The organism is Peribacillus sp. R9-11, from assembly GCF_031345095.1.
GTDB lineage: Bacteria > Bacillota > Bacilli > Bacillales > DSM-1321 > Peribacillus > Peribacillus butanolivorans.
On record NZ_CP133763.1, the window covers coordinates 1282945 to 1309243 of the forward strand.

A 26299-nucleotide genomic window follows, 5' to 3' on the forward strand; every position below is an offset into this window, starting at 1 on the left:
CCGTAGCTGTCATCTTTTATATATAGGTGCTACTTCTTCACGTTTTGCGTACCTAAAATCTTTGCCTCTGAAAGGGCCGGCAAAACTTGACCGCTTACTTCACCAAAACCAATTCGATATCCATCTCCTTGGCACCAGCCACTGATAGTCAACTTGTCTCCATCTTCAATCCAGCTTCGTTTACCGCCGCTGTTAAGTTTAAGTGGCTCTGTGCCACGCCATGAAAGTTCAAGCAGACTGCCACGTTCTTCACGGTTAGGACCGCTGATAGTACCAGATGCATGCATGTCACCAGGGCGTAGATTACATCCAGTAATGGTATGGTGAGCCACCTGTTGAGCAATCGACCAATACAGATAGCTAAAATTTGTATTCGTAATTTTGGTTGATTGTTCTGTGTTTTCTGGTGTCAAATGAGCTTCAAGGTTAATATTGAATGCGCCATCTTTTGTTTGCTGTAAGTATGGAAACGGCTCCGGTTCCTGCTGCGGCCCAGGTGTGCGAAAAGGATCTAATGCTTCTAGCGGCACAACCCAAGGAGAGATTGATGTAGCGAAATTCTTAGAATTAAATGGCCCAAGAGGCTGGTACTCCCATGCTTGAATATCACGTGCACTCCAGTCATTCACGAGAACTAGCCCGAAAACATGATCTTCAGCCTGATTAACTGGAATTGGTTCTCCAGGGCGGTTGCCAGGTCCAATAAACCAACCCATTTCAAGTTCGAAATCAAGCTGAATAGATGGACCAAATACTGGATCTGCATCTTTTGGTTTGCGCTGTCCCGAAGGGCGCCGCACCTTTGTACCACTTGGAACGATAGAACTGGACCGTCCATGATATCCGATCGGCAAGTGTGTCCAGTTTGGCATGAGTGCATTATCTTTTCCTCTGAACATAGTCCCCACATTGGTCGCGTGCTCTCTTGAGGCATAGAAGTCTGTATAGTCTCCTATCTTTGCAGGAAGTAGCATCTCTACATCTTTCAATGGGTGGAACGCTTTTAAACGAATTTCTTCATCATCACGTAAATCAGGCGTGTTCGCATCCAAAAGGTATTGTAATTTCTTACGTACAGAAGTCCAGGCGGGACGGCCGAGTTCCATAAATAGATTGAGTGAAGAAGCGGAAAAGACATTCTTTTCTTCTGCACCGGTCCCCTTTAACAGCCCTGCATCGTCAATTACAGATAAATCAAGAACATATTCACCAATGGCTGTACCGGCACGCGGGCCTTTGTCTTTGAATTGAAAGATGCCATATGGCAAATTTTGAATCGGAAAATGTGATTCCGGTGTTGTTTCGATAAAAGAATATTTCATCGTGGTGCCTCCCCATTAAAAATAGTCAGTTCACCAAGTTCTTTACGCGGCTCATCAAAGCTACAGCTTCCGTAAGAAGCAGCGAAGACTGTGCGTGCTTTGTTGATTTGAGAAGAACTGACAGATATACTGCGCCAAGAAAGCGTGTCTGGTGTAAACGAAAAGTGTGTTGGATCCTCATCCAACAATATGGTTTCAATGATTTTGCTGTCTATTGAATGGCAGTAGGAAAGTAGGGCTGCTGTAAATACGTTAACAAAGCCATGCATTTTTGTTTCCACTTCATTTCGATACTGGCGGATCGGATGATGCAGACCCGCTGTGAACTTTAAAGTTAGATTTCTTTTTCGGGATTCATGAATAACAATCGCTACTTGTTCGGCAGAAGGAAATAAATCCGAAGTAATGCCGCCCATGCGCATTTTAATACCAATACTTTTCAAAGATTTTTGATTGATCAAGCGAATAGTATCCAATGTGTATGGAAGTTGATCAATCGTTCCTGCTATTTCACAATAAATCGGATAACTGGCTGTTTGTTTTTCGAGTTTCTCTAAGAAAGAAGAATCAACTTTTTCTGGAAGCGGAACTTCGATCGCCTCAATGGTACCAGCTGTTTTATATGTTTCTAAAAAAAGGTGAATATCTCCCATAGCCGTTTCAATTTCTAGGGGTTTCGTTAAAATAACAGATAATCGAAGTGGATATTGATCATTAAATTGATCTTTATATGGTTCGAGTTCACTCAGTCGTGAAGCGGGAATAACAAATGGACCAAGCATCCAGCTGTCTGAATCATGTATATATGCATGATAATTTGAAATTGCTTCTGGAAGCGGAAGTGCACTTGGTGGAAACAGGCCTGCATAATCAATAAGTTCGGTCATAAAATGACTGAGCGCTTCCTCTTTCCACATTCCATTTACTTTTGTTAACAACAACCTCACACCTCCTATAATAGGAGGCCATACTGGGTATTACGCCAGATGGCCGGTTCATATTAAATATTTCCACGAAGTTCCTGTTCGCGTTCAATCGATTCAAACAATGCTTTAAAGTTTCCATCGCCAAAACCAAGTGCACCTTTACGCTGAATGACTTCGATAAACATAGTTGGACGGTCAACTAATGGTTTTGTGAAAATTTGGAGCAAGTACCCTTCATCATCACGGTCGACAAGGATATTAAGTTCTTGAAGTCGTTTCACATCTTCATCAATATCTCCTACACGATTGGCGAGGTCTGCGTAATAAGTGTCAGGAGTCTTTAAAAACTCAACACCATTTTCTTTTAGTGTGGCCACTGTGGTGATGATATCGTTTGTTAAAAGGGCAAGATGCTGAACACCTTGACCATTATAGTAATCTAGGAATTCTTGAATTTGAGATTTGCGTTTTCCTACAGCCGGTTCATTGATCGGGAACTTAATCCGTCCTGTCCCATTCATCATAACTTTTGACATTAGGGCTGAGTACTCGGTCGAAATGTTTTCATCATCAAAATGTTTCAGAACAGTAAAACCGAATACTTTTTCATAATAATTTGTCCATTCATCCATTACTTCCACATTACCAACAAGGTGGTCAATACCGATTAAGCCTGAAGGTTGAGCTCCAAAGTTGTCCTCACGAGCTTTAAAACCTGGCAGAAATCCACCTTTATAATCGATTGGCTCAACAAGCGTGTGAATCGTATCCCCATATGTGCCTAAGATTGCTTTTCTTACTTTGCCATTTTCATCTTCTTCCACCCATGGTTCTCGAAGAGCGATGCCACCGCGTTCAATAGCACCCGCATATGTTTTTTCTAGGTCTTTTACGAGAAGGGAGATATCTTTTACTCCTTCGCCATGAGTTTTAATAAACTCAGCCACATCTGTGCTGTCTGATAGAGTACCTGTTAAAATCAATCGGATGGTGCCCTGTGCCATAACGTAAGATACACGGTCACGGGAGCCTGTTTCTAGTCCTTTATATGCTATAAGCTTGAATCCGAAAGCGTTTGCGTAATAATAAGCAGCCTGCTTTGCGTTCCCAGTATAGATTTCTACGTAATGGACACTCTTAACCGGAAACAATTCCTCTTTCTTTGCTTTAGAAGATCCAACTGTTTTTTTAGTCATATTTACCGCTCCTTAATCGTTTTTTTTACATAAAAAAAGCTGAATTTTCTTAATTTTCCGCCTGTGATAGTTCACATCATAATACATAAAAATTTACCACGCAAATATGTGTTTTACCGCGGTTGACCATCATGGTAGCAACATTTTAACGCGATAAAACATATTTGCGTTTAGGTGTACTCTTGCACATTTTTTGTATATCTACTTAAAATGTTAGCAACTAAATAAAAGGGGAATTAGATATGAAAATTAGTGTAAAGTTCTGCCCTAGTAACTTTGAAGATGAGTTGGAAACTATTAAAGATAAATTAATGGAGTGTAGCGGTCTAGAGGTTATTGAGGATAGATGCTTGTTGTATTGCGGACAATGTTTAATGCAGCCGTTTGCAGTTGTAAATGGTGTAAACATTGTCGCAAACGATCCAGTTGAACTTCTCGAAAAAATTGAACAATATGTAGCTAGGCTTAAACAAGGAGACACTGTGTGAACAACGAGAAAATGAAATTAGTAATAATTGATTATCGCTTTTATTGACAACTATATCATTATATTGTGTTTTCCCCGAGAAACATGCGAACCTTCAGAGAGCATCCATCTATGATAAAATATATGTAAAACCCTACTACAAATGCTTATTAATTGCATTGATTGATATCTTCGCAAAGTATGACGGAAAAAATTCAAGGCCTGTTCCCAAAAAGGGAGCAGGCCTTGAATTTTATGGTTTGGTTTCTTATTTCATCCAATCTGGTTTTCCGAAGCCTGCAAACTTGCTATCGATTACTTCTTCAAACTTGTCTGATTCAACTACTGATTTAATATCCTTAGCAAATTGTGCATCTGCATCTTTTGTATTCACAGCAACAACATTACGATACATATCCGGCATGTTTTCTAAAACAAGGGCATCTTGAAGATCCATTTTTGCTGCAAGAGCGAAGTTACCTGGGACCGCTGATAGGTCAACGCTGTCTGTTGCACGCGGCAATTGAGCCGATTCTAATGGTTTGAATTGAATGTTTTTTGGGTTCTTTGTTACATCTTTTTCAGATACTTTTAAGGGATCGACATCTGGCTTGACTTCAATTAAATCTTCATCTACTAGGACTTTAAGTGCACGTGCAAGGTTAACTGGATCGTTCGGTAGGGCTAGTGATGTACCATCTTTAATGTCTTTCAACGATTTATATTTGTTCGAGTATATACCCATTGGTGCTGTCGGTACAATAACAAGGTCAGAAAGCTCTAAATCATTTTCTTTAGCGAAGTTATCCATATACACTTTGTGCTGGAAAAGATTGGCGTCGATTGAATTGTTACCAAGTGATTTATTTGGCTGGATATAGTCAGTGAATTCAACGATTTCTATTTTGTAGCCAAGATCTTCAAGGCCTGGCTTGATGGCCTCTTTTACCATATCCGCGTAAGGACCGGTAGTTGCTCCGATTTTCAATTCTTTTTTGTCTTCAGTTTTTGGGGAAGCATTATCGCTTCCGCAAGCTGCCAAGCCAAGGGCTAGTGCGCAAACAGATAATAAAGAAGCTATTTTTTTCATTGGAAATTCCTCCTGTAATATGTTGTATTAAATCATTGTTAAAATGACTGATTCTATCGTTTATTTACTAAGTATGAGGCCTTGTCACCAACCATTTGAATGATTTGTACAAGGCAGATTAACACGACGATTGTCGTGATCATGACTGTGTTGTCATAACGGTAATAGCCGTACCGAATGGCCAGGTCACCAATTCCTCCCCCACCGATTGTCCCAGCCATCGCTGAGTAACCGATAAGTGAAATGGTCGTTAACGTCAACCCTTGAATGATTCCCGGTTTTGCCTCAGGAAGAAGTACATCCTTAATGATCATCCATGGAGTGGCACCTACAGCAATTGCAGCTTCAATCACACCTTTATCTATTTCGCGTAATGCCGATTCAACGATTCTTGCAAAAAAAGGTATCGCGGATACAGATAAGGAAACAGAAGCCGCTCTTGGCCCTATCGTTGATCCAGTAAGCAAATCCGTTAAAGGAAGGAGGGCGACTAAGAGAATGATAAACGGGATTGAACGGACAATATTGACAGCGAAACCGAGAGATCGATTCACGACGTTATTTTCAAAGATTAAATTCTTGGTCGTTGTAAACAGCAATACTCCAAGTGGCAAACCAATTAGAAGGGCTACCGCAAGGGAGATTCCAACCATATAGATTGTTTCGAGAAAGGCTTTATTAAGGTCAGGTAAAATATTGACGACGGAATCAAACAGTGACATGTTTCAACACCTCCACAGAACTGGTCCGATTTGTTATATATTCCAGTGCCGATTGAACTTCAGCAGCCTCACCAATTAATTCAATGATTAAGATTCCTAATGGAACATCCTGAATATATTCAATTTTGCCGTGCAAGATATTTCCCTTTACTGAATACTTTTGTAGAGCATCGGAAAGAATCGATTCACCGGCGGTGGGCCCTTCAAATTGAATTTGAATAATCGTTCCTTTGCTTTCCTCAATTAAGTGTGAGGGAAGCTCAAAATCCAATACACTGCTGATGAATTGCTTCGTCAACTGCTGCTTTGGTTGTGAAAATATCTCATAAACAGATCCTTCTTCGATAATCCTGCCATCCTGCATGACAGCGACTCGATGGCATAGTTCTTTGACTACTTCCATTTCATGGGTAATCAATACTATAGTGATACCAAGTTCCCGACTAATCTTTTTTAATAACTGTAAAATCGCTTTTGTTGTTGTTGGATCAAGGGCAGAAGTCGCTTCATCACATAATAGTACAGTAGGGTTATTGGCTAAGGCTCGCGCTATGCCGACCCGTTGCTTTTGACCTCCGCTGAGCTGGGCCGGATAGACATCCTTTTTATCACTAAGCCCAACTATGTCCAGCAGTTCTAGAACGCGACTTTTGATGACGCCCTTTGATTTGTGTGCGGCTTTCAAGGCGAAAGCAACATTTTCAAAAACGGTTTTGGAACTGACTAAGGAAAAGTGCTGAAATATCATACCGATTTTTTGTCGTTGTTTTCGAAGCTCTTTGCCTGATAAAGACGTTAAGTCAATCCCGTCAATAATGATTTTTCCTTTTGTCGGACGTTCAAGCAAATTTAAGCAGCGTATTAATGAGCTTTTTCCGGCTCCGCTGTAGCCAACAATCCCATAAACTTCACCAGTCTGAATTGTCAAAGATACGTTATCCACTCCGACAACTCGGGTATTTTTCGATATGTATTCCTTTCGGACTGATCGGATTTCAATCATGAGCCTTCCCCCTTAAACATAAAAAACTGCCTCTATCATTCAGAAAGAGGCAGCGAAATTATTTCGTCTTATCTTTCAGAATGTAATCATTCTGCAGGAAGTAGCACCGTTCCCGATTGGGGCGGTTGCCGGACATCACAGGGCCTGTTCCCTCAGTCACTCTTGATAAGTAAATTATTATTTTGGAATATTACAAGTTTTCTAATATAATCTATATTATTTGTAAATTCACATATTGTCAATCGTTTCTGTAATTTTAGAATAACTTTCTGGTGATTTAATTAATTTTTTTATGGTAAATCTAGAATTGGATAATCATACCTTTTGGAATCGGGGTATTGTCACCATTGATCGTTAATGGTCGTAAAGCCATACTTTTTCATGATTTTTGTAAGATAAGCTTCGTTCTTTTTAGCAGCTTGTCGATTTTTTTTAATAATTACGTGAATTTTTTGTCAGGAAAGTATTGTTTCAAAGTCTGTATCATGAATGCTTTAGCTTTTTTATCAACCACGGTAATATTGATAGTTACTCAGCGTTAATGATTAGCCGTGAATTTTTTTATCGCCCAAACTTAAATACGGAGTACCCTTTCTTAACAACTTCCTTTTAACCGAAGCCAGATTTTTGCTGTTTCTTTTCTTAGTTGCATAATAGAATACCTTAAATCAATGACAATGGTTTCAAAAAGTGCCTTGATTCTACCGGAAAATATACTACGGGTCTTTGCTAGGAAAATACTATTTGCTTGTCAAAAGTATGGAGGGATATTACATTTATTGTAATGAACAAGGGGTATTTTTATACAATTGATGAGGAGGGAAGCCATGCTAGAGATTAAGACGATAAATGATGTGGTTTGTGTACAAGGGACCCCTGAAGGAATAAAGTCGGGGATGAGTGTATATGTTTTTTTAACAGACGGCCTATTGATTGATACGGGAGCCCAAATTTTATTGGAAGAACTTATCCCTTTCTATGAATCAGCCAACTTCGATTTAGTGGCGCTAACGCATTATCATGAGGACCATACTGGCGGTGCTTCCTGGATACAGGAACATAGAAAAGTTCCAATTTATATTCATCCGGTGTCGATTGATGTATGTGCGAAGGATGCTGAATATCCTGATTATCGCAAAACTTTTTGGGGAAGGAGAGATGGCTTCAAAGCTGAGCCGCTGGGGAGGGCTGTTCATTCCCGTACCCAAACGTGGGAGCCAATCTTTACCCCAGGTCATGCTATGGACCATATGGTGTATTTGAATCACAGTAATGGCATGCTGTTTTCAGGTGACCTATTCGTTACACCGAAAACGAAGCTTGTTTTACGGGAAGAATCTGTCCCTGTTATCATCGATTCTATAAATAGATTACTTCAATATGATTTTGGAGAGGTTTTTTGTTGTCATGCCGGTCATGTCCCTAATGGGAAGGAAATGTTTCAAAGAAAGCTCGACTATTTGGAAAACCTGCGTGGTGAAATTTTACGATTACATAATCAAGGCTTGGCAGTACATGAAATCCAGCAAATTGTTTTGCCGAATCAATATCCGCTTATCGAGATATCTGGCCACGAATGGGATTCGGAGCATATTATCACATCGATATTAAAAGAAAAGATATTGATTAATAAGGATAATGGAGCGAAATACTAATTAGTGATTTTGTGTAATGGAAGAGCTGTTAATCAATTTCCTTTTGAACACAGAAGCACGCATTGTAGTTTAAGGGATAATTTTATAATTTAAACTGAAAATTAAATACGTCTAGAAAAAGGTGCAGATAATATATTGAAGATTATCTGCTTAAAAGGGAAGTCCGGTTAGAATCCGGCGCTGTCCCGCAACTGTATATGAGAGCGATTCGAGTAATGCCACTGTCTCCTGCAAAAGGGGATGGGAAGGTTCGAAAAGCGATGATCATGAGCCAGGATACCTGCCTATTTTTAGCACAGCATCATAAACCTACGAGGATAGGAGGTGTTAAGTGCGAGAATTGACAAGAGCATGTTTTTCATTTTTTGAAAAATGGAAAATTCATGTTTGTTTTTTGTTATGTTTTCTTTTGCACTCTAACAACTTCTAATCGGGAAGTTGTTTTTTTTATTTTTTTAGATGTAATCAATTATAATAGTCGATTTTTTAACAAAATCATAAGGAAACTCTCGTCTCTCTATGGAACAGGAGAAAAGTTTTCTTTATGAACAAAATTTAAGGGGGGATAATGCATGTTTGGAACAGTTAGATACTTTACGGATTTTTTAAAAGCTAAGATTATGTATAATTTTTCTGGGGAAGAAATGATTTCTTTAAGCGAAAATCATACAAGGTTGAACAAGGAAATTAATGTGAAGGCAAAAAATTCAAAAGAAAAAGTAGAGTATTTACTTTTTCTTGAAAAGGCTTATGGAATAATTAATAAGGAAATGTTCGGTCAAAAGGAGGAGTTGACAGTTTTATAAAAAGGAGCCACCTAAAGGAGGCTCCGGACACTAATTATTTATTCTTGTTTGGCTCGGTTTCATCATAAAAATCATGGGCTTCTTCAATGTTCTGAAGGTCAGCAGCTGCATAAACATTCCCGCCGGCCAGCCCTTCATTGATGTAACGGTCGATGTCTAAGAAAGCAGAGTTCTTGCCTTCATATTCGGTATCCTTCAAAAATGTGAATTCTTCTTTATCCAAAAGAAATCCCTCCTAACCTTTTTTTATAGTGTAGGCAAAAGAGGGCTTTTTATTCTGAGTAAGTCCTCATGAATGAAATGAGGAGTTTAGCACTAAGTTATTCATATACATGATAGACCATTAAGTCATGTATGATGCTTTTGAGCTTAGCTTCGTCTGTTTCTGAAGGGGGATTGGCAGTCCATTCTATGGACCCGTCTTTATGGTATAAGGCTTGGACGGCCTGCTTGTTAAAGTAAAAGGAAATTTTCCAACCTGGTAAATTTTTATGTAATGGTGCCCATTGAAAATGAGTAATCATATGTATAACCTCCATATAAGCTGTCTCTCATTTCATTATAATGGAAAACGGCAGATGGAGGTTATTTTCTCGTTTGATTTAATAAAGTTAATTCAATAAACAGGTTTTTCAAATGCAAGAGTCGGCTTGCTTCAATTTCTTCTTCATCAAATTGCATGGGTTTAGAGTTTACTTCGTAAATGAAGAGTGATCCTGTTGAATCTTCGCCAATATCAATAGAGAATTCCCCGAGAAAGCCGAATTTCTTCGAAAGAATCAGACCGCACTTTTGAGCAATGTACGCCAACTTCCGGTTTAAATTCCTCGATTGCAAGTTTTTGTAAGGGAAAAGTTTCCCGCCTCTTGGAGTATGAGTTGTGATTTCCTGAGTTTGTGACATCCGTACAGCCTTACCAGTAATTTTATAGAACCCATTTTCATAATGAACGAGAACTCGGTAATCATAACGATGTCCATTCAGTTTCTTTGGTATAACCGCGCGTTGGGCGAGATAGGCTCTTCTCATCAGTAGCATTTTTTTATGCTCCCAAAAAGAGGAGAAATTTGGGAAGGATTCACTATGTTTTAGGCTATTAAACTGAAGAGTTTCATCAGGATTCTCTATTAGTGTGTAAATACCTTTCCCTTGGCTTCCTTTAGATGGTTTTAAGTAAATATGTCTGTGGGATTTTAAAAAAGCCCTCAGTCCATCGCAATCACCTAGGATAATTGTTGATGGAAGATGGTTGGTGAGGGAGCCATCTTCCATCAATGCTTCATACATCATATATTTATCTAAAAAACAAGGATTGAAAAGGTTCATACCATGATCTTGAAAGTAGTTGATAAGCCGTTGAAAATCCTCTGATGCCTCGAAGCCCCTTGAGGGAATTCGGTTATAAACTATATCGGGAAGCGGCATCTTAACCTCGATCCATTTGTTTGAAATGGAGGAAAAAAGGAAGCCTTTTACAGGGATAGAATGAAAGGTCTCAACCGTAAATACAAACACTAAAATCCCATGTTCCAGCAAATATAGTGATAAATCCTGAAAAAGGGTCAAGTTTCCCCCTATTCCTGATTCCTTTTTGGGATTTGAAGAAGTTAAAATTCCGACGACGAGCATCCGGCTACCTGGAAAAATAGAAATAGGAATAAGTGTTTGATTATTTTGATTCTGTTTATAGTGTATTTCCTCTTTTTCCGCGCCGGCGAATAGTTGCATGTTTTCTTGGTCGTGGTACCAGCTTTCAGTTGGAATATCGTAAAAAATATTCATCTCTGCACACCGACAGCATTTGTAATGGTTTGTTCCGTAAGATAAATAGCATAATCAAGGCTGAGCTTTCTTGTTAGCAGCTCGAACTCTTTGAGTTTTGGATGGGAAAAGATTGAACGTCCTGGTTTAGAATTAGCTTCAAACATCCAAACTTGCCCTTTTTTATCTAATCCAAAATCAAAACCGATTTCTGCAATGATGCCATCTAAGTGCTCTTCAATACTTTCACTTAATATTAGGGCGGCTTCCGAAAGCTTTCGTTCGACTTCTTTCGCCTCATCATCATCACCATATAGCTCGGCAATCGTTTTGATGACACCTCCGCTTTTAATGTGGGTAGTAACGCTTCCAGCGCCGGCTATTTTTGCGGCGATTGCAGTTACCTGCCAAATTCCCTTGCTGTCCTTGTTCGTATGCACTCGGAAATCTACAGGTCGTTTAGAAGAACGAATTAATGGTATGCCCTGCTGCACAATGAGATTTTCAAGCGGTCGATTATGAAAGATGTGTTTAACAATGGATTCTAAAGTAGAAAACTTTTGCAATTTATTTTCCTGAGCATCATTTTTATAACGACAATAGTAGACATTTTCATGTTTATCATAAAGAATTTGGTGAATTCCAAGCCCAAGGCTGCCATGAATAGGCTTTATATAAACTTGGCGGTAATGAGAAAGCAGGGTTTCTACGACGGACAGAGATTGAAAAGGATACGTTTCCGGTAAAAAAGGAAGTGCCCGCTCATCCGCACATAACCGTTCATTTATATCCCATTTATTAAAAAAACCTGGATTGTACCAAGGAATTGTATACTCTTTTTGGAATTTCTGTTTCACTTCCTTAGGGCCATCCCGGTTTTCCGTCAAACGGTTAGGGAGCCGGTCATAGATGACATTTGGAAAAGGAAATTCGTTAATATTCCAGTCATCGTTCTCATAGACATAGCCCTTGATTGTTTCTTTTTCCCAATTGATTACATTTTCACCGAAAACAAAAGGGATACAGCCTGTTGTTTGGCTCAGAGAAAGGAGTTTTGAAAAAAAATCTGAACGTTCCCCGAGCGGTTTGTTTGAAATGCCGGTAAAACCTGATGAAAATATCCCGACGACTGGCCCAATATGAATGCTCTTACCGTATATAAATAGATGAAGAGGCATATCGACCTGAGTAAATATTAAAGATTCCGCGAGACTTTCTGACAGGACGATTGTTTGCTTGATTGCAGGATTTTGTTTAACAATGGCAGGACATGAATGCTGGCCAAAATATATTAATTCAATCTCTGCCAAATCTCCAAGCTCTGATGGATAGAAGAGAACGTTGCCGGGAGTATCGGCAATCTCGGCAGGATAAGTCTTTCTCACTCTCTATTCACCTGCTTTCTGAAGATGATCGGCTAAAAATTGGCTATATTGGAACGGTGCGCGATGGATATCCTTCATCGATTCAGGTTGAAGTGTTTGGATGATTTTCCTACCTGGTTTTGAGTTAATATCCATTATCCATATTTGCCCTTTTTTATCAATGCCTAGGTCGATTCCTAGCTCAAATAGCCTTTCAAAAACGGCTTCGGTTTCGACAGGTAAGGTACGGAGGATATGCTGGATTTTTTGTTCGGCAGCAATTGGAATAGATTCAGGATTTTTTTTGATGAAAGCCTCGAGCGAAATAGCTTCCCCACCAGTGGCTAAATTGGAGGTGATTCCATCTTGTTGTCCAAGGCGAATGCCTCTGCCGCGTTCCATCCACTGATTTTTTTCGTTTTTTTGAAGTAAAATTCGTAAATCGAACGGTTCCTTTTTCTGGTTGCAAAGTTCTAAATAAGGCTGACAAAGGTAACTATATCGATTTAATAAATGCTGCAGCCATTTGTTCAGTTGAGATTTAGAGTCAAATTTACGGTCGTATTTGGTGCCCTTTTTTGTCATGGACACCAATGTGCCGCCTTCGGTTTTTGTGAGAAGATAGATTCCCGTACCACCTGCTCCAAACTCTGGTTTGATAATAATTTTATCCAGACGTTCCAAATGCCCGCTGATTTCTTCAGGTGTGGTAACTTGAACGGTTTCTGGAAAAAATGCCTCTAGCAGGGGATGTTTTTTTAAAATTTGATAAACTTCCCACTTTCCTGGAAGGCCAAGGCCAAGGAAACTTGAGTTAACTTTTAACCAATTGATTTTATCGCGCATTTCCGTCGAAACACGAGATAAGCCATGGAAACAGCGGTCATATACAAAATCAGGGAGATCAAATGATTCAGAGCGCCATGTTTCCTTTTCGGCATCAAAACGTTCTCCTCGAACTTTCTTCACATCGATATCAATATTCTCGGGTGTGAATTTACATACATTCATATTAAATGATTTAGCTGCTTTTGCTATTTCAGTAAAATAATGATTTTCATGTGTATCTGACGTTGCCATTAATCCTATTAACACGTGCCAGCAACTCCTTTTATGGATGGTTTTCTCGGTCAAGAGTAAGCATAAATTCAACAATGGACTTTACTGATGGACGAAAGGTTTCATAGTTGCCCTGAAATTTTTTTGAAGGTTTCGAGTTCACTTCAATAATCCAAGGGTGTGTGTCAACATCAAGTGCTAAATCGATTCCGAGCTCCCCGAATAAATCATCATGATTTTCTGCCAAAGTATGGGCAGTTTTTTTAGCGAGTCTTATAAGCTTTTGGTGCAAACGTCCGGCTTCCTGAGGATCAAATACTTCCTTTAAAAAGTCTGAGCCGTTTTTCATCATACCGCCCTGTGCAAGATTGGAAACGATATTACCTGGATCTCCTATCCGGGCAACCATGGAGGTAACTTTCCATTGAAACTGCTCGTTTTGATGAAGAAGGATTCGGAAATCAACTTTTCTCTGATCGATTTCAAACAAGGAAATCCCCTTTTGAAGGATGTATGTTTGTTTTCTGCAGAATTTTTTCAAGGCGTTATACAACTTTTCATTCGTATCCGCAATATGCACATTTTGTATATGTCCGGTTTGCTCGATTTTCCATTTTCCATCTACTTGTGTTAACCTGCAAATATTCCTTCCTTGACTGCCGGAAGTAGGCTTTAAATAGATAACAGAATGGTTCTCTAAAAATGTAAAGAAGGCTTCCTTCTCGTTAAAAAGTATGGTATCAGGCAGATTTGAAAGCAGTTCATATTCTAAGAGAAGAAGCTCATGTACATCGAACTTAGAAAGAAACCCTCCATTAAACATCGGGATTGAATATGATTTTAGTTCATTTGTAAACAGATCGAAGGTTGGCGATTCTTCCATTCTGCGCGAATGAATCCGATTATAAAACACATTAGGGATAGGTAGAGTAAGGGTTTGCCACCCATTTTGTCCTGGCCAATATCCTTCCACTACGCCTTCTTTTAGAGACTGTATTCCTACTAAAAAGAAGGAAAAGCCTTGTTGATGACAGTAGGATTTCATCTCCTGATAAAATTTTTCCATCTCCCCAAATGTCCCATCTTTCAAGGGAAGTTGGTTGATGAGTGCAGCAAAGAAGGGCCCTATATTTATTGATCTATCCTCCGCATGGAAGGTCACGGAAATTGGGTCTGAAAAAGCAGGCAGGGATAAAATTTGGTTTGTGTCAAATGAAAGTTTTATTGTTGGCTGGGATGAAGGGAATGGTTGGACGAGTACAGGAACGGAACGGCATCCCGCCATAAGCGTAAGGGGTTCCCCATATTGAAGATCCCACGCCTCGAATAATTTTTCTTCGATGAACAGTAGTGCCTTCTTTCTAGTGATTGCAGGATTTACCGTAATGAAAATTTTTTGAAATTTAAGATTCATTATAATTCCCCGTTTGCACTAAGTTTGATATCCTTTTATAATTAAATGATGGGCAAAAGTGGATAACACATTCTATGTTTTTCCAATTAGAACGTGTCATTAAGCCTTTATTTCAAGCAACAAAAGGAGAAATCCTCATGGATGAGTTTTGGGTAAAAATACTGTTTATGGTTGTTGTTGGTGCTGTAATTGGAGGGTTCACTAATTTATTGGCTATCCGGATGCTGTTTAGACCTTATAAACCAATCTATATTTTCGGGAAACAGCTGCCGTTGACACCAGGTTTAATTCCTAAGCGGCAAGATGAGTTAGCCAGTCAGTTAGGTAAATTGGTCGTTGAACATTTAATCACACCTGAAAGCATTCAAAGTAAGGTTATCAATGATGCCTCTATACAGAATATGAAAATTTTCGTTCAGGCAGAAGTAAAGAAAGCGTTGTCCACGGAAAAAAGTACAGCTCAATTGCTTGATCAATTGGGAATGAAGAATTCTTCCTTCTCGTTAGAACAGCAATTACAGACTTTCGTTCTTGGTAAATACGAAACATGGTTGGACGAAAATAGCGGCAAGAGCTTACAGGACATCGTCCCATTGCACATTCAGCAAAAAGCAGTGGAGTCGATCCCGGATATTTCTCGATTCATCGTAACAAAAGGAAAAGAATATTTTAACAGTGAAGAAGGTAAGGGGCGCCTTGAAGACATGTTGGATGATTTTTTCAAGGAACGGGGTAAATTGATCAATTTAATTCAGATGTTTATCGGGAATGAAAAGTTAATTGATAAAATTCAGCCGGAAATCATTAAATTTTTTGAACAATCACGAACTATTGATATATTGTCAGTGATGATGGTAAAAGAGTGGGGAAACCTCGAGAAATGGGATGTTAAGAAAGTAGAAAGCTTGATTGGGAAAGAAACGATAAGACAGTTTATTACCGAAAAAACGACAGAAATGATACCAGTCGCTACTATCATGGAAAAACCAGTTCGTGAGTTGACTGCCAATTTCTCTGATAAGATTGTTGAAAAAGGGGTCCCAATTCTTGTGGAAAAAGGTGCCGACTATTTAATTAATCACTTTCAGCCGCTTTTCCAAAATCTTCATTTGGATGATATTGTGGAAGAACAGGTGGCCTCATTTTCCGTTTCGCGACTTGAGGAAATGGTCGTTTCCATCACTAAGAAGGAATTGTCAATGATCACATACCTTGGAGCATTGCTTGGAGGAATCATCGGTTTATTCCAAGGTTTTGTAACTGTTTTATTAGGATGACGTGTAATTAGCAAAGGGATTTGTTATAGTGGTAAAGGTGTAGGAATACAATGATTACTGGGAGGGGAAAACCATGAGTAACGTATATGATGCAGCATATGAAATGGAAAAGGCAATTCGAGCAAGTAATGAATATGCCGACTTGCAACGCTTATATGAAATCGTCAATTCGGATGAAGCAACAAAAGGAATGTTTGAAAACTTTCGAAATTTACAGATGTCTTTGCAACAAAAGCAAATGATGGGGCAGGAAATTGCTCCGGAAGAGGTGGAGCAAGCACAAAAAACAGTACAGCTTGTTCAACAAAACCCAACCATCTCAAAATTGATGGAAGCGGAACAAAGGATGAGCATGGTCATTGCTGACCTTAATAAAATTATCATGAAGCCGCTTGAAGATTTATATGGTCTGCCTGAACAACAGTAGTAAGCTGTTGAGAACTCCCTGCCTTTATGGTAGGGAGTTTTTTTGTCGGAAAAGTTAGTGCCAAATCGAGTGTAAGGTGCTCTGAACTTCTATTTGTTCTACTCTTCAAATTTTAGTCATAAATTTGAAAGAGGATACTATAGATGGGGGAGATCAACATGGTATATCGTCTACTTGCGATTAATATTGACGGAACATTGCTCCAGTCGAATGGCCGTTTAAATAAATCAACTAAAGAAGCAATTGATTATGTGCACCAAAAAGGTGTCCATGTTGCGCTTGTGACGTCAAGAAACTATCACTCTGCAAAAAAAGCGGCCAAAGCCCTAAAAATAAATCCGATGATCGTTGCTCAGCAGGGAGCTTTTGTTGGAGCATCAATTGAGAAGCCTATATTGGTGAAAAGAATTTCAGAAGAATTGACTGTGGAACTAGTTCAAATGCTTGAAAAAACTACCTGCCAAATTCTACTCATTCATGAAAAATACTCGCTTGGCAATCGAGTCAACCTTCCAGAGAATTTGCTCGGTAAATCAGTTATGTATTTGAATGATCAAAATATATATGCTCAAAATTATGTGGATGATATCAGTGAAGAGTTAATTGATAAGCCAATGGCTCCGACAAAAATAGATATCATTTTTTCGGAACAAAGTGACCAAACTGATATGCTAAAACTGATAAAGGATATGTTCCCGGAGGTTGATGTTATCCTACATCCAGGATACAAGCTGACGGTTGTTCCAAAGGGTGTATCCAAGTGGAGTGGTGTATTGTATTTAGCAGATCATTTAAAGGTAAAAAGAAGTGAAATTGTCTCGATTGGAGACGGGTTAGATGATATGGAGATGATAGCTGGATCTGGTCTGGGTGTTGCCATGGGCAACGCAGATCAGGAAGTTAAGAAAGTCGCGAAATGGGTGACCCGCTCTAATGATGAACACGGTGTTGCCTATATGTTAAGAGAATTTTTCCGTAAACAACATCCGATTGAGTTTTTGCAGAAGATGAATATGCTTAAATGAATAAGGAGACTCCTTCGATCACGAAGGAGTCCTATTTAGTTATGTCGCTGGCAATGTGATTTTATATAATAATTCTAAGCACCTTTCCATAAACTAAAGAAAATCTGTAAAGGAAAGGAAGAATTCAATGGGTATTATCAATGCGAAAGAAGTACAAGTAGGTGACGAGGTATTTGTAATTTATAATAATCCCCATGTTCCTACTGTTTCGAATGTGAGGGCAGCAGAAATTGTCCCTCATCCAAAAGATCCTAATGCAGTTGCTTTGTTTCTGAACGATACATTTCATACAATTGAAGATGATGATGCTTTATTTTCTTCAGAAGCCGCTGCTGAAAAAGCCTATAACGATTATATGGACAACCAGATGATGTAAAGTTGAAGTGGGGGTCTTTGATTATCATATTTTAATGAGTATTAATGAAAAAAGCCTCACGCTTTGAAAAGCGGGGGCTTTTATTTTTGGGCTGCATTAATCACTCGTAACATCACGTGAATTTGTCCCATGTGGTACGTTTCGTGGAAAAGTGCAAGATTGACCATTTCGCTATAAGTTATAAAACCTTTGAATGGTTTCTCCAGTTTTTCATTTAAGCGTTCTTCAGGAATGGCCAGAAGGCGATTAAGCTGTTCTTTAAATTGCTGAATTAAAACGTTAACTGATGGAACATCGTCTGTCCAGTCAGCCGGACTTGTACCTTGTGCAAAGAAATTAACATAATTGTCTGGCAAGTTCCCTGCTCGCGGATGATCGAGCAAGAATTTTTCTGTTACGAACAACGTATGGCCAAGATGCCAGTGAATGTTGTTGTTGAATCCTATTGGCTGAATGCTTGCCAGTTCAGGAGTAACACAATCAATAGCTCGTTCGAAAAATTTCCCTCTAATTAGTGAGAATCGTTTCTGTAATGGATTCATGCTAGATCCCCCTTTTTTAGCTCCTGTGAATGATATGTAATTATATAAAAACGTCCTTCGAATTATATCAAGGTTGTTCCTTGTTAAGTAAATCGAGATTTATTTAACAAGAAATTTCTGCCACTCCGGTTTTTATCGAAATATCGGAATGGCAGCTTGTGGTTTATTAGTTAGGATTGGATGAGAAGTTTCATCGCATGAATTTGTCCAATGTGACTTGCCTCGTGTAGGACTACGAAGTTAATAAACTCTCCTACTGTTTCCATTTCTCTGAAAGGTTGTGCTACTTTTTCGTTCAAGCTTTCTTCCGGAATTTCAAGAAGCCGGCCAAGTTGTTCTTGTAACTGCTGCTTTAAAACTTCAACAGAAGGGATATCGCCTGTCCAGTCAGCTGGTTTTGAACCGTATCCAAATAGTTGTCCGTAATTAGCAGGCAAGTTGCTGTTATTTGGGGAGTCCAATAAAAATTTTTCCGCTGCGGATAGGACATGTCCAAGATGCCAATGGATTGTATTATTGAACCCTTTCGGCTGCACATCCATAAGCTCTGGACTTAATCCCTCGATTTCTTTTAGTAAATTTTCGCGCATAACTTTAAGTTGATTTTTCACATAACTCATTTTTTTGTTCCCCTCTCACTACTTTTTTAGCAAAATAGTTCCTCATGAAATTATATCAAGGTTGTTTGGGTATTATCAAATTTTAGGTAAGCACTTTCAAAACGAGAGGTGTATATTAATTTACAAATAATTTCATTTTTACACTTGAAATTATCAGAAAATTTAATATAATTAGATATATGTTATGTTATATAACGTAAGTGCGTTAGGTAATGACTAATATTGTGTGTTGTATCTTTAATAGACTCTTATTATAAGGTGCTTTATGGTTTTGATTGGCAGAAGGAGAGAGGGCATGCGCTTAACAGCTAGGGAGCAAGAAAAATTAATGGTCGTAGTGGCAGCAGATTTGGCAAGAAGACGAAAAAATCGCGGCTTGAAATTGAACTATCCGGAATCGATTGCCTTGATCACATATGAAATTGTGGAAGGGGCACGCGATGGTAAGTCTGTCGCAGAACTGATGCAGTTTGGAAAGACAATTCTTTCAAGTGAAGATGTGATGGAAGGAATCCCGGAGATTATTCACGATATTCAAGTGGAAGCGACTTTTCCTGATGGTACAAAGCTTGTGACGGTTCATAATCCGATTCAGTAAGGAGTTTTAAGCCATGATACCTGGAGAATATATTTTGAAAAAAGGACCGATTGTATGTAATGTAGGGAAGCCTTTGACAGTCATCTCCGTGACCAATAGGGGAGACCGGCCGATTCAAATTGGCTCACATTTTCACTTTTACGAAGTGAATCTTGGGTTGGAATTTTCTAGGGAAGATGCTTTTGGGAAAAGGCTAAACATTCCTGCCGGCACAGCGGTCCGTTTTGAGCCGGGAGATGCCAAAGAAATAGAACTGGTGCCATTTAGCGGCAAGAGGGAAGTTTATGGATTAAGCAATCAAACTAATGGTCCGCTCGATGGGAATTGGGAAATATGAGTCATGAAATGTCACGTAAGCAATATGCAGACATGTTTGGTCCGACAACTGGCGATTTAATTAGATTGGCAGATACAGTGCTTTTCATAGAAATAGAAAAGGATTTTACAAAATACGGAGATGAAGTGAAATTCGGCGGAGGTAAGGTGATTCGTGATGGTATGGGTCAACATCCTACTGCTTCAAGAGACGAGGTCATGGATCTCGTTTTCACCAATTCAATCATCGTCGATTATACCGGAATTTATAAAGCAGATATCGGCGTGAAGGATGGAAATATTGCAGCTATCGGCAAGGCTGGCAACCCGCTATTGATGGATGGAGTGACTATGGTGATTGGGGCTGCAACTGAAATAATTGCAGCTGAAGGAAAGATAATAACAGCCGGAGGCATTGATGCTCACATCCACTTCATTGCGCCGCAGCAAATTGAGACTGCACTATCAAGCGGAATTACCACGATGATTGGCGGCGGAACCGGACCGGCAACGGGATCGAACGCCACGACATGTACGCCAGGAGCCTGGAATATACATAAAATGCTTGAGGCAGCAGATCATTTCCCTATGAATCTTGGGTTTTTAGGGAAAGGTAATTCCTCGGCCAAAGAACCTCTAGCTGAACAAATAGAAGCTGGTGCGATTGGGCTGAAATTGCATGAAGATTGGGGAACGACGGCCGCTGCAATCGATACAAGTTTAACGGTGGCGGATGAATACGATGTTCAGGTAGCGATTCATTCTGACACGCTTAATGAAGGAGGTTTTGTTGAGGATACGATTAAAGCGATCGGGGGCCGTGTGATTCATACATATCATACTGAAGGTGCAGGTGGCGGGCATGCTCCTGATATCATCAAGGCGGCAAGCTACTCCAACATTCTTCCATCCTCGACTAATCCTACCCGGCCTTACACAATCAATACTCTAGAAGAGCATTTGGACATGCTTATGGTCTGCCATCATTTGGATCCATCCGTACCAGAAGATATCGCTTTTGCTGATTCCCGAATAAGGAAAGAGACGATAGCCGCTGAAGACATTCTGCATGACCTGGGCGTTTTTAGTATGATTAGCTCGGATTCTCAAGCAATGGGACGTGTAGGCGAAGTCATATTACGGACATGGCAGACAGCAGATAAGATGAAAAAGCAACGGGGGAAAATGAAAGAAGAAACAGGGGAAGGAGACAATTTACGCGTGAAGCGTTATGTCGCCAAGTATACGATAAACCCTGCCATTACCCATGGAATCTCTGATGTGGTTGGTTCGGTAGAAGAAGGGAAATTCGCCGACTTGGTGCTCTGGGATCCAGCCTTTTTTGGAGTGAAACCAGATATGGTATTAAAAGGCGGCATGATTGCCCACAGTATTATGGGTGACCCCAATGCCTCGATTCCAACGCCTCAACCTGTGTTATACCGTCCGATGTTTGCGAGTTATGGCCAGGCTGTAGCGAGTACGTCCATTACGTTCCTATCAAAGGCGTCCTATGAAGCAGGAATTCACAAAGACCTGGGTCTGAAAAAAATAATGAAGACTGTCTCGAATATTCGTAATCTTACAAAAAAAGATATGAAGTTAAATGGGGAAACCCCCGTCATAGAGGTTGATCCGCAAACGTATGAAGTGACGGTGGACGGTGATTTAATTACGTGTGAGCCGGCAGAAGTCCTGCCGATGGCACAACGATACTTTTTATTCTGAGATGATACCATGATTCTGGAAAAGGTATTAGGAAATATAGAGTTTTTTGAAAAAAACACGAAACATATGAAAAGGGTTTAGAAAGTGATGCATTAAGAAAACAAATTCTATGAGCGAAAACGGATCATGGGAAAGAAATTGGGATTCGTCTTAAGGAATACAAAGAATTAATGGATGGAGACATCCTTTATGTGGATGAAAAGAATATGATTGTGTTTCAGACGATTGATGACGATATTTAGGCGATAGTGCCTACATCAATTGGCCAGATGGGTGGAAAAGGACATGTTTATTTGAGAGAGGTTCAGTTATGCTTATATAGAAGCCCTTGTCAGTTTTTGAGCTATCACTGAAGCTTTGAAATAAAGTTTGATCAAAGATACCTCGTAAACCCGTATTTTACGATAAATAAAAAGAATTCATTTTGAAAAAAGATTGATCAAAATGGATTCTTCTCCAGCAAATTTAAGTTTGATTTTTATAAAAAAGTTTGATCATTTTCTACCTATGTTGTTCAACAATTGCACCCTTTAATGGAATAACATAGATGGAATTTTATAAACAAAACAGGATAATAATCACTTTGTTCAAAAATTACTTTCTTGAAGTTTAAATATGTGTCGGCAATAGGATTAGAGAAATGAGCAACCAAATAATCATATCTTTCTAAATCAAGAAGTAATGATTTATTGAAATGATAGTATTAGGTCATCAGAATTTTTTTAGTTCCTTTTTTTTATCCATTTATCATTCGTACACGGTCACAATTACTCCATCCATATTGTTGCCTGAAATCTCATAATAGAGATTATTTGGTACTTTAATTGGACTGCTATGAGAAATGGAGTAATAAGAAACAGTATATTTTTTCTCATTAACACTAGCAGAAATGTTCTTTTCTTCTTTTAGATAATCCAAATATTCTTCCAAAGCTAAATTCTTATCCTTCATAATCGCGCTGTGAGGCAAGCCAACATAGCGGATATGCCACGGTTCATATTGAATTCCTGTGACATCAGTTTTATCCTTTGGATAGCGTAAAATAAAGCCGTATTTCCAAGCATTTTCTTCTATCCACTTTCCTTCTGGTGCTTCACTCATCTTCATTTGAGTAGATCCTACATCAAGCGATAAACCCAAATTGTGTTCGCTATAGCCTGCTGGCAAGGAATAGTCAGAGCCCATTTCTTGGTAAAGTACACTTTGCTCATCAAATTCTCGAAAGCCACTACTAATTGAAAAATGACGAACTCCTTCTTTTTCAGCAGCAGTTGTCATCTCTGAAAATTTACGTGCGACATCCTCTGACAATCTAATATCACTATCAAGTAACTCGTATCCCTTTTTCAATTCTTTATGCGTAAATAAATTTACGACATCTGATTTTATACTCTCTTGGTGAACAGGATAATCCTTGTTGACCAAGAGTAGATTTCCTTGATAGATCTGATCTTTTGCAATCTCCTTGTTTTGGATACGTTCAGAACTTCCTAGATAATTTATATTATCTTGATGATTTTGAACAATTTTTTGAAACTCTACTTTATCTTGAAACAACGGTGTTATATTAGCGATAGCAAATCCCAAACACAATATTAAAAACAATAAAAATCCCCACTTCTTCATTTTCAGTTTCCTCCTTGATCTTACTTGCTTATATAATAGGAGAAACTATTAAAAAAAAGAGTAGGGTAAATATTAAATTTTTCTTAAATCATTTACTTGGGTATTAAATTTGATTATTTGGTACACTGTCCTGTGGTAAACGAACCTCAAATATCGTACGTATTAAACTACTTTCTGCAGTAATCGTTCCATTATGTTGCTCCACAATATTCTTCGCAATGAACAATCCAAGACCTGTGCTATCTTCTTGTTGAGTTCGTGCTTTGTCACCGGTATAAAACATATCAAAAAGATGCGGTAGTTCATTCGGTGGAATACTATTTCCATAATTCACAATCTGAACAACCACTTCTCCTGAATCAATAAAGCCGTTAATATCTACAAACTGGCCATCGTATCCATAACGATTGGCATTGGTCAGAAGATTTTCAAACACACGTGCTAACAACTCTCCGTCACCAATAATAGGTAAATAGGGAGTACTATTCATTCGAGCTATCAAATCATTTTTCTCGAAGATAGGATACAATTCTTCCTTTAATTGAATCAGTAGGTCATTTAAATTAATTTGCTTTTTTTCAACTGGCAGCATGCCATAGTTCATTCTAGTTATTTCGAATAATTCATCAATAAGTCTTTCTAAACGCTGAGATTTAGTGAAGGCAATTGTTAAAAAATGTCTGACTTGTTCTTTAGTCAGATTCTCATCCTTAAGGATTAAATCAATGTAACCTAAAACAGAGGTGAGCGGAGTACGCAAATCATGAGCTAAATTTACTACTAACTGATCTTTACTGCTTTCCGAAAAATCTCCTCTTTCTATGGCTTGTTCCAATTTTTCACTTGCCAGATTAATATCTTGCGCAATATTTCTAAATTCATCATTTGATATGATTTGAACTCGATGTTTAAAGTCACCACGAGCGAGATAATGAATTCCTTCTGAAATCTCTTTGAAATAGGTAGAGTAAGGCTTAGTAAGGACAAAGAAAAAAAAGATTGAAAGTGGGATAAATAGTAGTAAAAAGAAATTAATGTCTCCAATATTGTTTATAAATAAGCGAAAACGAGCCAATGGATCCTCATAACGAACCATCGTGTGATAATAAAATTGAAGTCCTTTAAAGATTAGATAAGTTATGATGCCAGAAAAAAACATACTTAATCCGAATAACACTATCATTTTTGAGCGAAAACTTCTAATGATTTTAACCATTGAATGTATACCCGACACCCCATACAGTTTTAATCCATTTATTTTTCCGTTTATCTTCTTTAAGTTTTTTCCGTAAAGTACGAATATGGACCATAACGGTATTACCACCCTCAAAATAGGCTTCGCCCCACACATGCTGAAAAATATTTTCCACACTATAAACTTTCTTTGGATGACTGGCTAGTAAATACAAAATCTCAAACTCTTTAGGCGTCAGCTCAATGGTCTCATCATATAGAATAACTGTGCGTTGATCAGGAGAAATAACTAATCCACCAATTTCCAAGATCAATTTATTATCTGTTTTGGGTTGATTCAATTTCATAAAGCGCCGCAACTGAGCATTTACACGAGCAACCAATTCAATGGGGGTGAATGGTTTAGTCATATAGTCATCTGCTCCAATCACTAGTCCATGTACCTTATCGAAATCAGAAGTTTTGGCACTCAAGAAAATGATAGGTAAATTATGTTGTCCTCGAATGTGATGGGTTACTTCGTATCCATCCATTTTTGGCATCATAATATCTAAAATTAGCAAATCAATCGATTGAGTCTGGATAGCATGAATGGCTTCTAGTCCATCAGATACTTTAATGACATGGTATCCTTCTTTTTCTAAATGGATGGCAATCAGATCAGCAATCTCCTCCTCATCATCAGCTATTAAAATCGAAATACGTTTCATCTACTCCACTCCTAATTTCTAATTTCTGGGAGATGGTATCATCGCCACTCATTGACCAATCAATAAATTGTTTAACTTTTTTAATTGGCATCCCAGTATTCTTTAAGCATAAGATCATTTCTAAATATTTCAGTGCTTCTTCGTCAAAAACTCAATCTCCCTTCTCAGTTCTTTTGAGAAAGGGTAACAGTCCTCGATTATCATAGTACCGTAATTGAGAAACATTGTTAGATGATTCATTTTTGCGACTTGTCCAATTTTATAGTTCATATGATTTTTTATCTTTTTACCAAGGATACAACCTAAACCTAAGTTGAGGTCAAGGATTTTTAAGATTTTTTTTTGAAACATAATTATCCAATTCAAAATATCTTCGTTTTTTCCCATCTTTAAGTCATTTCCTATTTAGATATCAACGTTTTTATCGTACCATTTTCAAGATAATTTATGCCACCAAAGAAAAGTTAAGTAATTAGTTTAAATTAATGATGTATTAATAACAAAGACTTTCTCGGTCATACACTTACGCTATTGGTGTTTGGTGTCATCCTGATCCTTTTGAAAAATGAAATCTCGGAAGCCTGGGCAATGTCATTAGAATTTCTTGTAGGAATCATGTTGGTATATCTAGGTATAACGACGATTTTTTCTTGGGAGAAAATGCATCAACATGATCATTCAGGCAGAGCTACCTATTTGAAATCGATGTTTGTTGGGATTGTCCACGGACTTGCCGGAAGTGCAGCCATGGTTCTTCTTACGATGAGTACAATAGATTCAGTATGGCAGGGTGCCATTTACATTATTATATTTGGAGTTGGTACATGTGTGGGCATGCTTCTATTTACAACGATTTTAAGCATCCCCTTTGACACAAGTACTTCTTCTATAAAAGTGAACCACTCACTCATTCAGTTGACAGGTGTGGTCAGCGTGGTATTCGGGATCTATTATATGTACAACCTGGGCGTAAATGATGAGTTATTTACGGTTTGGTTTGGGTGAACAACGTCTATTATTTACATGGGATATTAGAGTCAGAAACTCTCTAGGTAAAAGCTTGGGAGTTCTTTGCTT

The 26299-nt window shown here is 38.6% G+C and carries 27 protein-coding genes, 3 pseudogenes and 2 riboswitches; of the genes and pseudogenes, 12 read left to right on the top strand and 18 right to left on the bottom strand.

The window, feature by feature from the left end; all coding sequences use genetic code 11:
* Positions 1–29: 29 nt before the first annotated feature.
* The 3 genes from fahA to hppD are packed head-to-tail and all read right to left on the bottom strand — an operon-like array spanning position 30 to position 3444.
* Entirely contained in the window at positions 30–1322 is a 1293-nt protein-coding gene (gene fahA, locus RE409_RS06145; RefSeq protein WP_309558709.1) for a fumarylacetoacetase, read from the bottom strand.
* The gene (locus RE409_RS06150; RefSeq protein WP_201249919.1) at positions 1319–2263 is read right to left on the bottom strand and encodes a hypothetical protein; all 945 of its coding nucleotides are present in this window, start codon (positions 2261–2263) and stop codon (positions 1319–1321) included. Before RE409_RS06150 ends, fahA begins: the two co-directional genes overlap by 4 nt.
* Before the next feature lie 59 nt (positions 2264–2322).
* Positions 2323–3444: a 4-hydroxyphenylpyruvate dioxygenase gene (gene hppD / locus RE409_RS06155; protein ID WP_201221759.1), complete on the bottom strand. Its 1122-nt coding sequence runs from the start codon at positions 3442–3444 to the stop codon at positions 2323–2325.
* A 242-nt stretch (positions 3445–3686) separates the two neighbouring features.
* Between hppD and RE409_RS06160 the strand changes: the two genes are divergently transcribed.
* Positions 3687–3932 (top strand): DUF1450 domain-containing protein, encoded by a 246-nt coding sequence (locus RE409_RS06160; protein ID WP_201182037.1) that lies wholly within the window; start codon positions 3687–3689, stop codon positions 3930–3932.
* A 246-nt stretch (positions 3933–4178) separates the two neighbouring features.
* On the opposite strand, the gene RE409_RS06165 is transcribed toward RE409_RS06160, so the two are convergent.
* The 3 genes from RE409_RS06165 to RE409_RS06175 are packed head-to-tail and all read right to left on the bottom strand — an operon-like array spanning position 4179 to position 6725.
* Entirely contained in the window at positions 4179–5000 is an 822-nt protein-coding gene (locus RE409_RS06165) for a MetQ/NlpA family ABC transporter substrate-binding protein (protein WP_309558710.1), read from the bottom strand.
* Between the two features lie 53 nt (positions 5001–5053).
* The gene (locus RE409_RS06170; RefSeq protein WP_053344881.1) at positions 5054–5722 is read right to left on the bottom strand and encodes a methionine ABC transporter permease; all 669 of its coding nucleotides are present in this window, start codon (positions 5720–5722) and stop codon (positions 5054–5056) included.
* Positions 5709–6725 carry a methionine ABC transporter ATP-binding protein gene (locus RE409_RS06175; RefSeq protein WP_201182035.1) on the bottom strand — a complete coding sequence of 339 codons (1017 nt, stop codon included), beginning with the start codon at positions 6723–6725 and terminating at the stop codon, positions 5709–5711. The genes RE409_RS06170 and RE409_RS06175 overlap by 14 nt, the downstream gene beginning before the upstream one ends.
* Before the next feature lie 65 nt (positions 6726–6790).
* Positions 6791–6897: riboswitch (SAM riboswitch) on the bottom strand.
* A 655-nt stretch (positions 6898–7552) separates the two neighbouring features.
* Here RE409_RS06175 and RE409_RS06180 point away from each other — a divergent pair.
* Positions 7553–8380 carry an MBL fold metallo-hydrolase gene (locus RE409_RS06180; protein WP_201182033.1) on the top strand — a complete coding sequence of 276 codons (828 nt, stop codon included), beginning with the start codon at positions 7553–7555 and terminating at the stop codon, positions 8378–8380.
* Between the two features lie 102 nt (positions 8381–8482).
* A riboswitch (cobalamin riboswitch) is annotated at positions 8483–8683 on the top strand.
* A 269-nt stretch (positions 8684–8952) separates the two neighbouring features.
* Positions 8953–9186, top strand: coding sequence for a hypothetical protein (locus RE409_RS06185; RefSeq protein WP_309558711.1), 234 nt, complete (start codon positions 8953–8955; stop codon positions 9184–9186).
* A 34-nt stretch (positions 9187–9220) separates the two neighbouring features.
* Here the strand turns inward: RE409_RS06185 and RE409_RS06190 are convergent, their stop codons facing one another.
* From RE409_RS06190 to RE409_RS06215, 6 genes are all read right to left on the bottom strand, one after another.
* A complete protein-coding gene (locus RE409_RS06190) occupies positions 9221–9409 on the bottom strand; it encodes a hypothetical protein (RefSeq protein ID WP_053344891.1) in 189 nt (62 codons plus the stop codon).
* 97 nt (positions 9410–9506) lie between these two features.
* Positions 9507–9710: a YheE family protein gene (locus RE409_RS06195; protein ID WP_116821669.1), complete on the bottom strand. Its 204-nt coding sequence runs from the start codon at positions 9708–9710 to the stop codon at positions 9507–9509.
* Between the two features lie 61 nt (positions 9711–9771).
* Positions 9772–10968: a YheC/YheD family endospore coat-associated protein gene (locus RE409_RS06200; protein ID WP_309558712.1), complete on the bottom strand. Its 1197-nt coding sequence runs from the start codon at positions 10966–10968 to the stop codon at positions 9772–9774.
* Positions 10965–12332, bottom strand: coding sequence for a YheC/YheD family endospore coat-associated protein (locus RE409_RS06205; protein WP_053344894.1), 1368 nt, complete (start codon positions 12330–12332; stop codon positions 10965–10967). The genes RE409_RS06200 and RE409_RS06205 overlap by 4 nt, the downstream gene beginning before the upstream one ends.
* 3 nt (positions 12333–12335) lie before the next feature.
* Complete coding sequence (locus RE409_RS06210; RefSeq protein WP_201182019.1) at positions 12336–13406, bottom strand: YheC/YheD family endospore coat-associated protein; 1071 nt, start codon at positions 13404–13406, stop codon at positions 12336–12338.
* A 16-nt stretch (positions 13407–13422) separates the two neighbouring features.
* Entirely contained in the window at positions 13423–14784 is a 1362-nt protein-coding gene (locus RE409_RS06215; RefSeq protein WP_309558713.1) for a YheC/YheD family endospore coat-associated protein, read from the bottom strand.
* A 137-nt stretch (positions 14785–14921) separates the two neighbouring features.
* Here RE409_RS06215 and RE409_RS06220 point away from each other — a divergent pair, with 137 nt between their 5' ends.
* The 4 genes from RE409_RS06220 to RE409_RS06235 all read left to right on the top strand — a co-directional run bounded on the left by RE409_RS06220 (position 14922) and on the right by RE409_RS06235 (position 17889).
* Positions 14922–16061, top strand: coding sequence for a DUF445 domain-containing protein (locus RE409_RS06220; RefSeq protein ID WP_309558714.1), 1140 nt, complete (start codon positions 14922–14924; stop codon positions 16059–16061).
* 73 nt (positions 16062–16134) lie between these two features.
* Entirely contained in the window at positions 16135–16488 is a 354-nt protein-coding gene (locus RE409_RS06225; protein ID WP_053344898.1) for a YlbF/YmcA family competence regulator, read from the top strand.
* Between the two features lie 158 nt (positions 16489–16646).
* Positions 16647–17513: a Cof-type HAD-IIB family hydrolase gene (locus tag RE409_RS06230; protein WP_201182013.1), complete on the top strand. Its 867-nt coding sequence runs from the start codon at positions 16647–16649 to the stop codon at positions 17511–17513.
* Between the two features lie 127 nt (positions 17514–17640).
* A complete protein-coding gene (locus tag RE409_RS06235; RefSeq protein ID WP_053344899.1) occupies positions 17641–17889 on the top strand; it encodes a transcriptional regulator SplA domain-containing protein in 249 nt (82 codons plus the stop codon).
* 80 nt (positions 17890–17969) lie between these two features.
* Here RE409_RS06235 and RE409_RS06240 read toward each other — a convergent pair whose 3' ends face one another.
* A complete protein-coding gene (locus RE409_RS06240; protein WP_309558716.1) occupies positions 17970–18431 on the bottom strand; it encodes a DinB family protein in 462 nt (153 codons plus the stop codon).
* Between the two features lie 170 nt (positions 18432–18601).
* Complete coding sequence (locus RE409_RS06245; protein ID WP_056527958.1) at positions 18602–19051, bottom strand: DinB family protein; 450 nt, start codon at positions 19049–19051, stop codon at positions 18602–18604.
* A 295-nt stretch (positions 19052–19346) separates the two neighbouring features.
* On the opposite strand from RE409_RS06245, the gene RE409_RS06250 reads away from it, so the two are divergent.
* The 4 genes and pseudogenes from RE409_RS06250 to ureE form a co-directional block, all read left to right on the top strand.
* Positions 19347–19649 (top strand): urease subunit gamma, encoded by a 303-nt coding sequence (locus RE409_RS06250; protein WP_201182009.1) that lies wholly within the window; start codon positions 19347–19349, stop codon positions 19647–19649.
* A gap of 13 nt (positions 19650–19662) precedes the next feature.
* A complete protein-coding gene (locus tag RE409_RS06255; protein WP_057219534.1) occupies positions 19663–19986 on the top strand; it encodes an urease subunit beta in 324 nt (107 codons plus the stop codon).
* Complete coding sequence (gene ureC, locus RE409_RS06260) at positions 19983–21692, top strand: urease subunit alpha (RefSeq protein ID WP_201182007.1); 1710 nt, start codon at positions 19983–19985, stop codon at positions 21690–21692. The genes RE409_RS06255 and ureC overlap by 4 nt, the downstream gene beginning before the upstream one ends.
* A gap of 128 nt (positions 21693–21820) precedes the next feature.
* A pseudogene (gene ureE / locus RE409_RS30630) lies at positions 21821–21934 on the top strand (urease accessory protein UreE); the annotation flags it as partial.
* A 505-nt stretch (positions 21935–22439) separates the two neighbouring features.
* On the opposite strand, the gene vanY reads toward ureE, so the two are convergent.
* From vanY to RE409_RS06280, 4 genes and pseudogenes are all read right to left on the bottom strand, one after another.
* Positions 22440–23318, bottom strand: a complete 879-nt coding sequence (gene vanY, locus RE409_RS06265; protein ID WP_309558719.1) for a VanY-A/VanY-F/VanY-M family D-Ala-D-Ala carboxypeptidase — start codon at positions 23316–23318, stop codon at positions 22440–22442.
* A 103-nt stretch (positions 23319–23421) separates the two neighbouring features.
* On the bottom strand, positions 23422–24534 hold the full coding sequence (locus RE409_RS06270) for a sensor histidine kinase (RefSeq protein ID WP_309558721.1): 1113 nt from the start codon (positions 24532–24534) through the stop codon (positions 23422–23424).
* Positions 24527–25222 carry a vancomycin resistance response regulator transcription factor, VanR-F/VanR-M family gene (vanR, locus tag RE409_RS06275; protein WP_309558722.1) on the bottom strand — a complete coding sequence of 232 codons (696 nt, stop codon included), beginning with the start codon at positions 25220–25222 and terminating at the stop codon, positions 24527–24529. Before vanR ends, RE409_RS06270 begins: the two co-directional genes overlap by 8 nt.
* 13 nt (positions 25223–25235) lie before the next feature.
* Positions 25236–25492: pseudogene (locus RE409_RS06280) on the bottom strand (MerR family transcriptional regulator); the annotation flags it as partial.
* Between the two features lie 240 nt (positions 25493–25732).
* On the opposite strand from RE409_RS06280, the pseudogene RE409_RS06285 reads away from it, so the two are divergent.
* Positions 25733–26227, top strand: a pseudogene (locus tag RE409_RS06285) (sulfite exporter TauE/SafE family protein); the annotation flags it as partial.
* Positions 26228–26299 lie beyond the last annotated feature (72 nt).

Bases quoted from the DNA above. Each gene is read 5' to 3' on its own strand.
- RE409_RS06250 (WP_201182009.1), top strand. From the start codon at position 19,347: ATGCGCTTAACAGCTAGGGAGCAAGAAAAATTAATGGTCGTAGTGGCA.
- hppD (WP_201221759.1), bottom strand. From the start codon at position 3,444: ATGACTAAAAAAACAGTTGGATCTTCTAAAGCAAAGAAAGAGGAATTG.
- RE409_RS06240 (WP_309558716.1), bottom strand. From the start codon at position 18,431: ATGAATCCATTACAGAAACGATTCTCACTAATTAGAGGGAAATTTTTC.
- RE409_RS06200 (WP_309558712.1), bottom strand. From the start codon at position 10,968: ATGAATATTTTTTACGATATTCCAACTGAAAGCTGGTACCACGACCAA.
- RE409_RS06180 (WP_201182033.1), top strand. From the start codon at position 7,553: ATGCTAGAGATTAAGACGATAAATGATGTGGTTTGTGTACAAGGGACC.
- vanR (WP_309558722.1), bottom strand. From the start codon at position 25,222: ATGAAACGTATTTCGATTTTAATAGCTGATGATGAGGAGGAGATTGCT.
- RE409_RS06175 (WP_201182035.1), bottom strand. From the start codon at position 6,725: ATGATTGAAATCCGATCAGTCCGAAAGGAATACATATCGAAAAATACC.
- RE409_RS06245 (WP_056527958.1), bottom strand. From the start codon at position 19,051: ATGAGTTATGTGAAAAATCAACTTAAAGTTATGCGCGAAAATTTACTA.
- RE409_RS06160 (WP_201182037.1), top strand. From the start codon at position 3,687: ATGAAAATTAGTGTAAAGTTCTGCCCTAGTAACTTTGAAGATGAGTTG.
- RE409_RS06225 (WP_053344898.1), top strand. From the start codon at position 16,135: ATGAGTAACGTATATGATGCAGCATATGAAATGGAAAAGGCAATTCGA.
- ureC (WP_201182007.1), top strand. From the start codon at position 19,983: ATGAGTCATGAAATGTCACGTAAGCAATATGCAGACATGTTTGGTCCG.
- vanY (WP_309558719.1), bottom strand. From the start codon at position 23,318: ATGAAGAAGTGGGGATTTTTATTGTTTTTAATATTGTGTTTGGGATTT.
- RE409_RS06165 (WP_309558710.1), bottom strand. From the start codon at position 5,000: ATGAAAAAAATAGCTTCTTTATTATCTGTTTGCGCACTAGCCCTTGGC.
- RE409_RS06195 (WP_116821669.1), bottom strand. From the start codon at position 9,710: ATGATTACTCATTTTCAATGGGCACCATTACATAAAAATTTACCAGGT.
- fahA (WP_309558709.1), bottom strand. From the start codon at position 1,322: ATGAAATATTCTTTTATCGAAACAACACCGGAATCACATTTTCCGATT.
- RE409_RS06215 (WP_309558713.1), bottom strand. From the start codon at position 14,784: ATGAATCTTAAATTTCAAAAAATTTTCATTACGGTAAATCCTGCAATC.
- RE409_RS06255 (WP_057219534.1), top strand. From the start codon at position 19,663: ATGATACCTGGAGAATATATTTTGAAAAAAGGACCGATTGTATGTAAT.
- RE409_RS06270 (WP_309558721.1), bottom strand. From the start codon at position 24,534: ATGGTTAAAATCATTAGAAGTTTTCGCTCAAAAATGATAGTGTTATTC.
- RE409_RS06235 (WP_053344899.1), top strand. From the start codon at position 17,641: ATGGGTATTATCAATGCGAAAGAAGTACAAGTAGGTGACGAGGTATTT.
- RE409_RS06185 (WP_309558711.1), top strand. From the start codon at position 8,953: ATGTTTGGAACAGTTAGATACTTTACGGATTTTTTAAAAGCTAAGATT.
- RE409_RS06220 (WP_309558714.1), top strand. From the start codon at position 14,922: ATGGATGAGTTTTGGGTAAAAATACTGTTTATGGTTGTTGTTGGTGCT.
- RE409_RS06230 (WP_201182013.1), top strand. From the start codon at position 16,647: ATGGTATATCGTCTACTTGCGATTAATATTGACGGAACATTGCTCCAG.
- RE409_RS06170 (WP_053344881.1), bottom strand. From the start codon at position 5,722: ATGTCACTGTTTGATTCCGTCGTCAATATTTTACCTGACCTTAATAAA.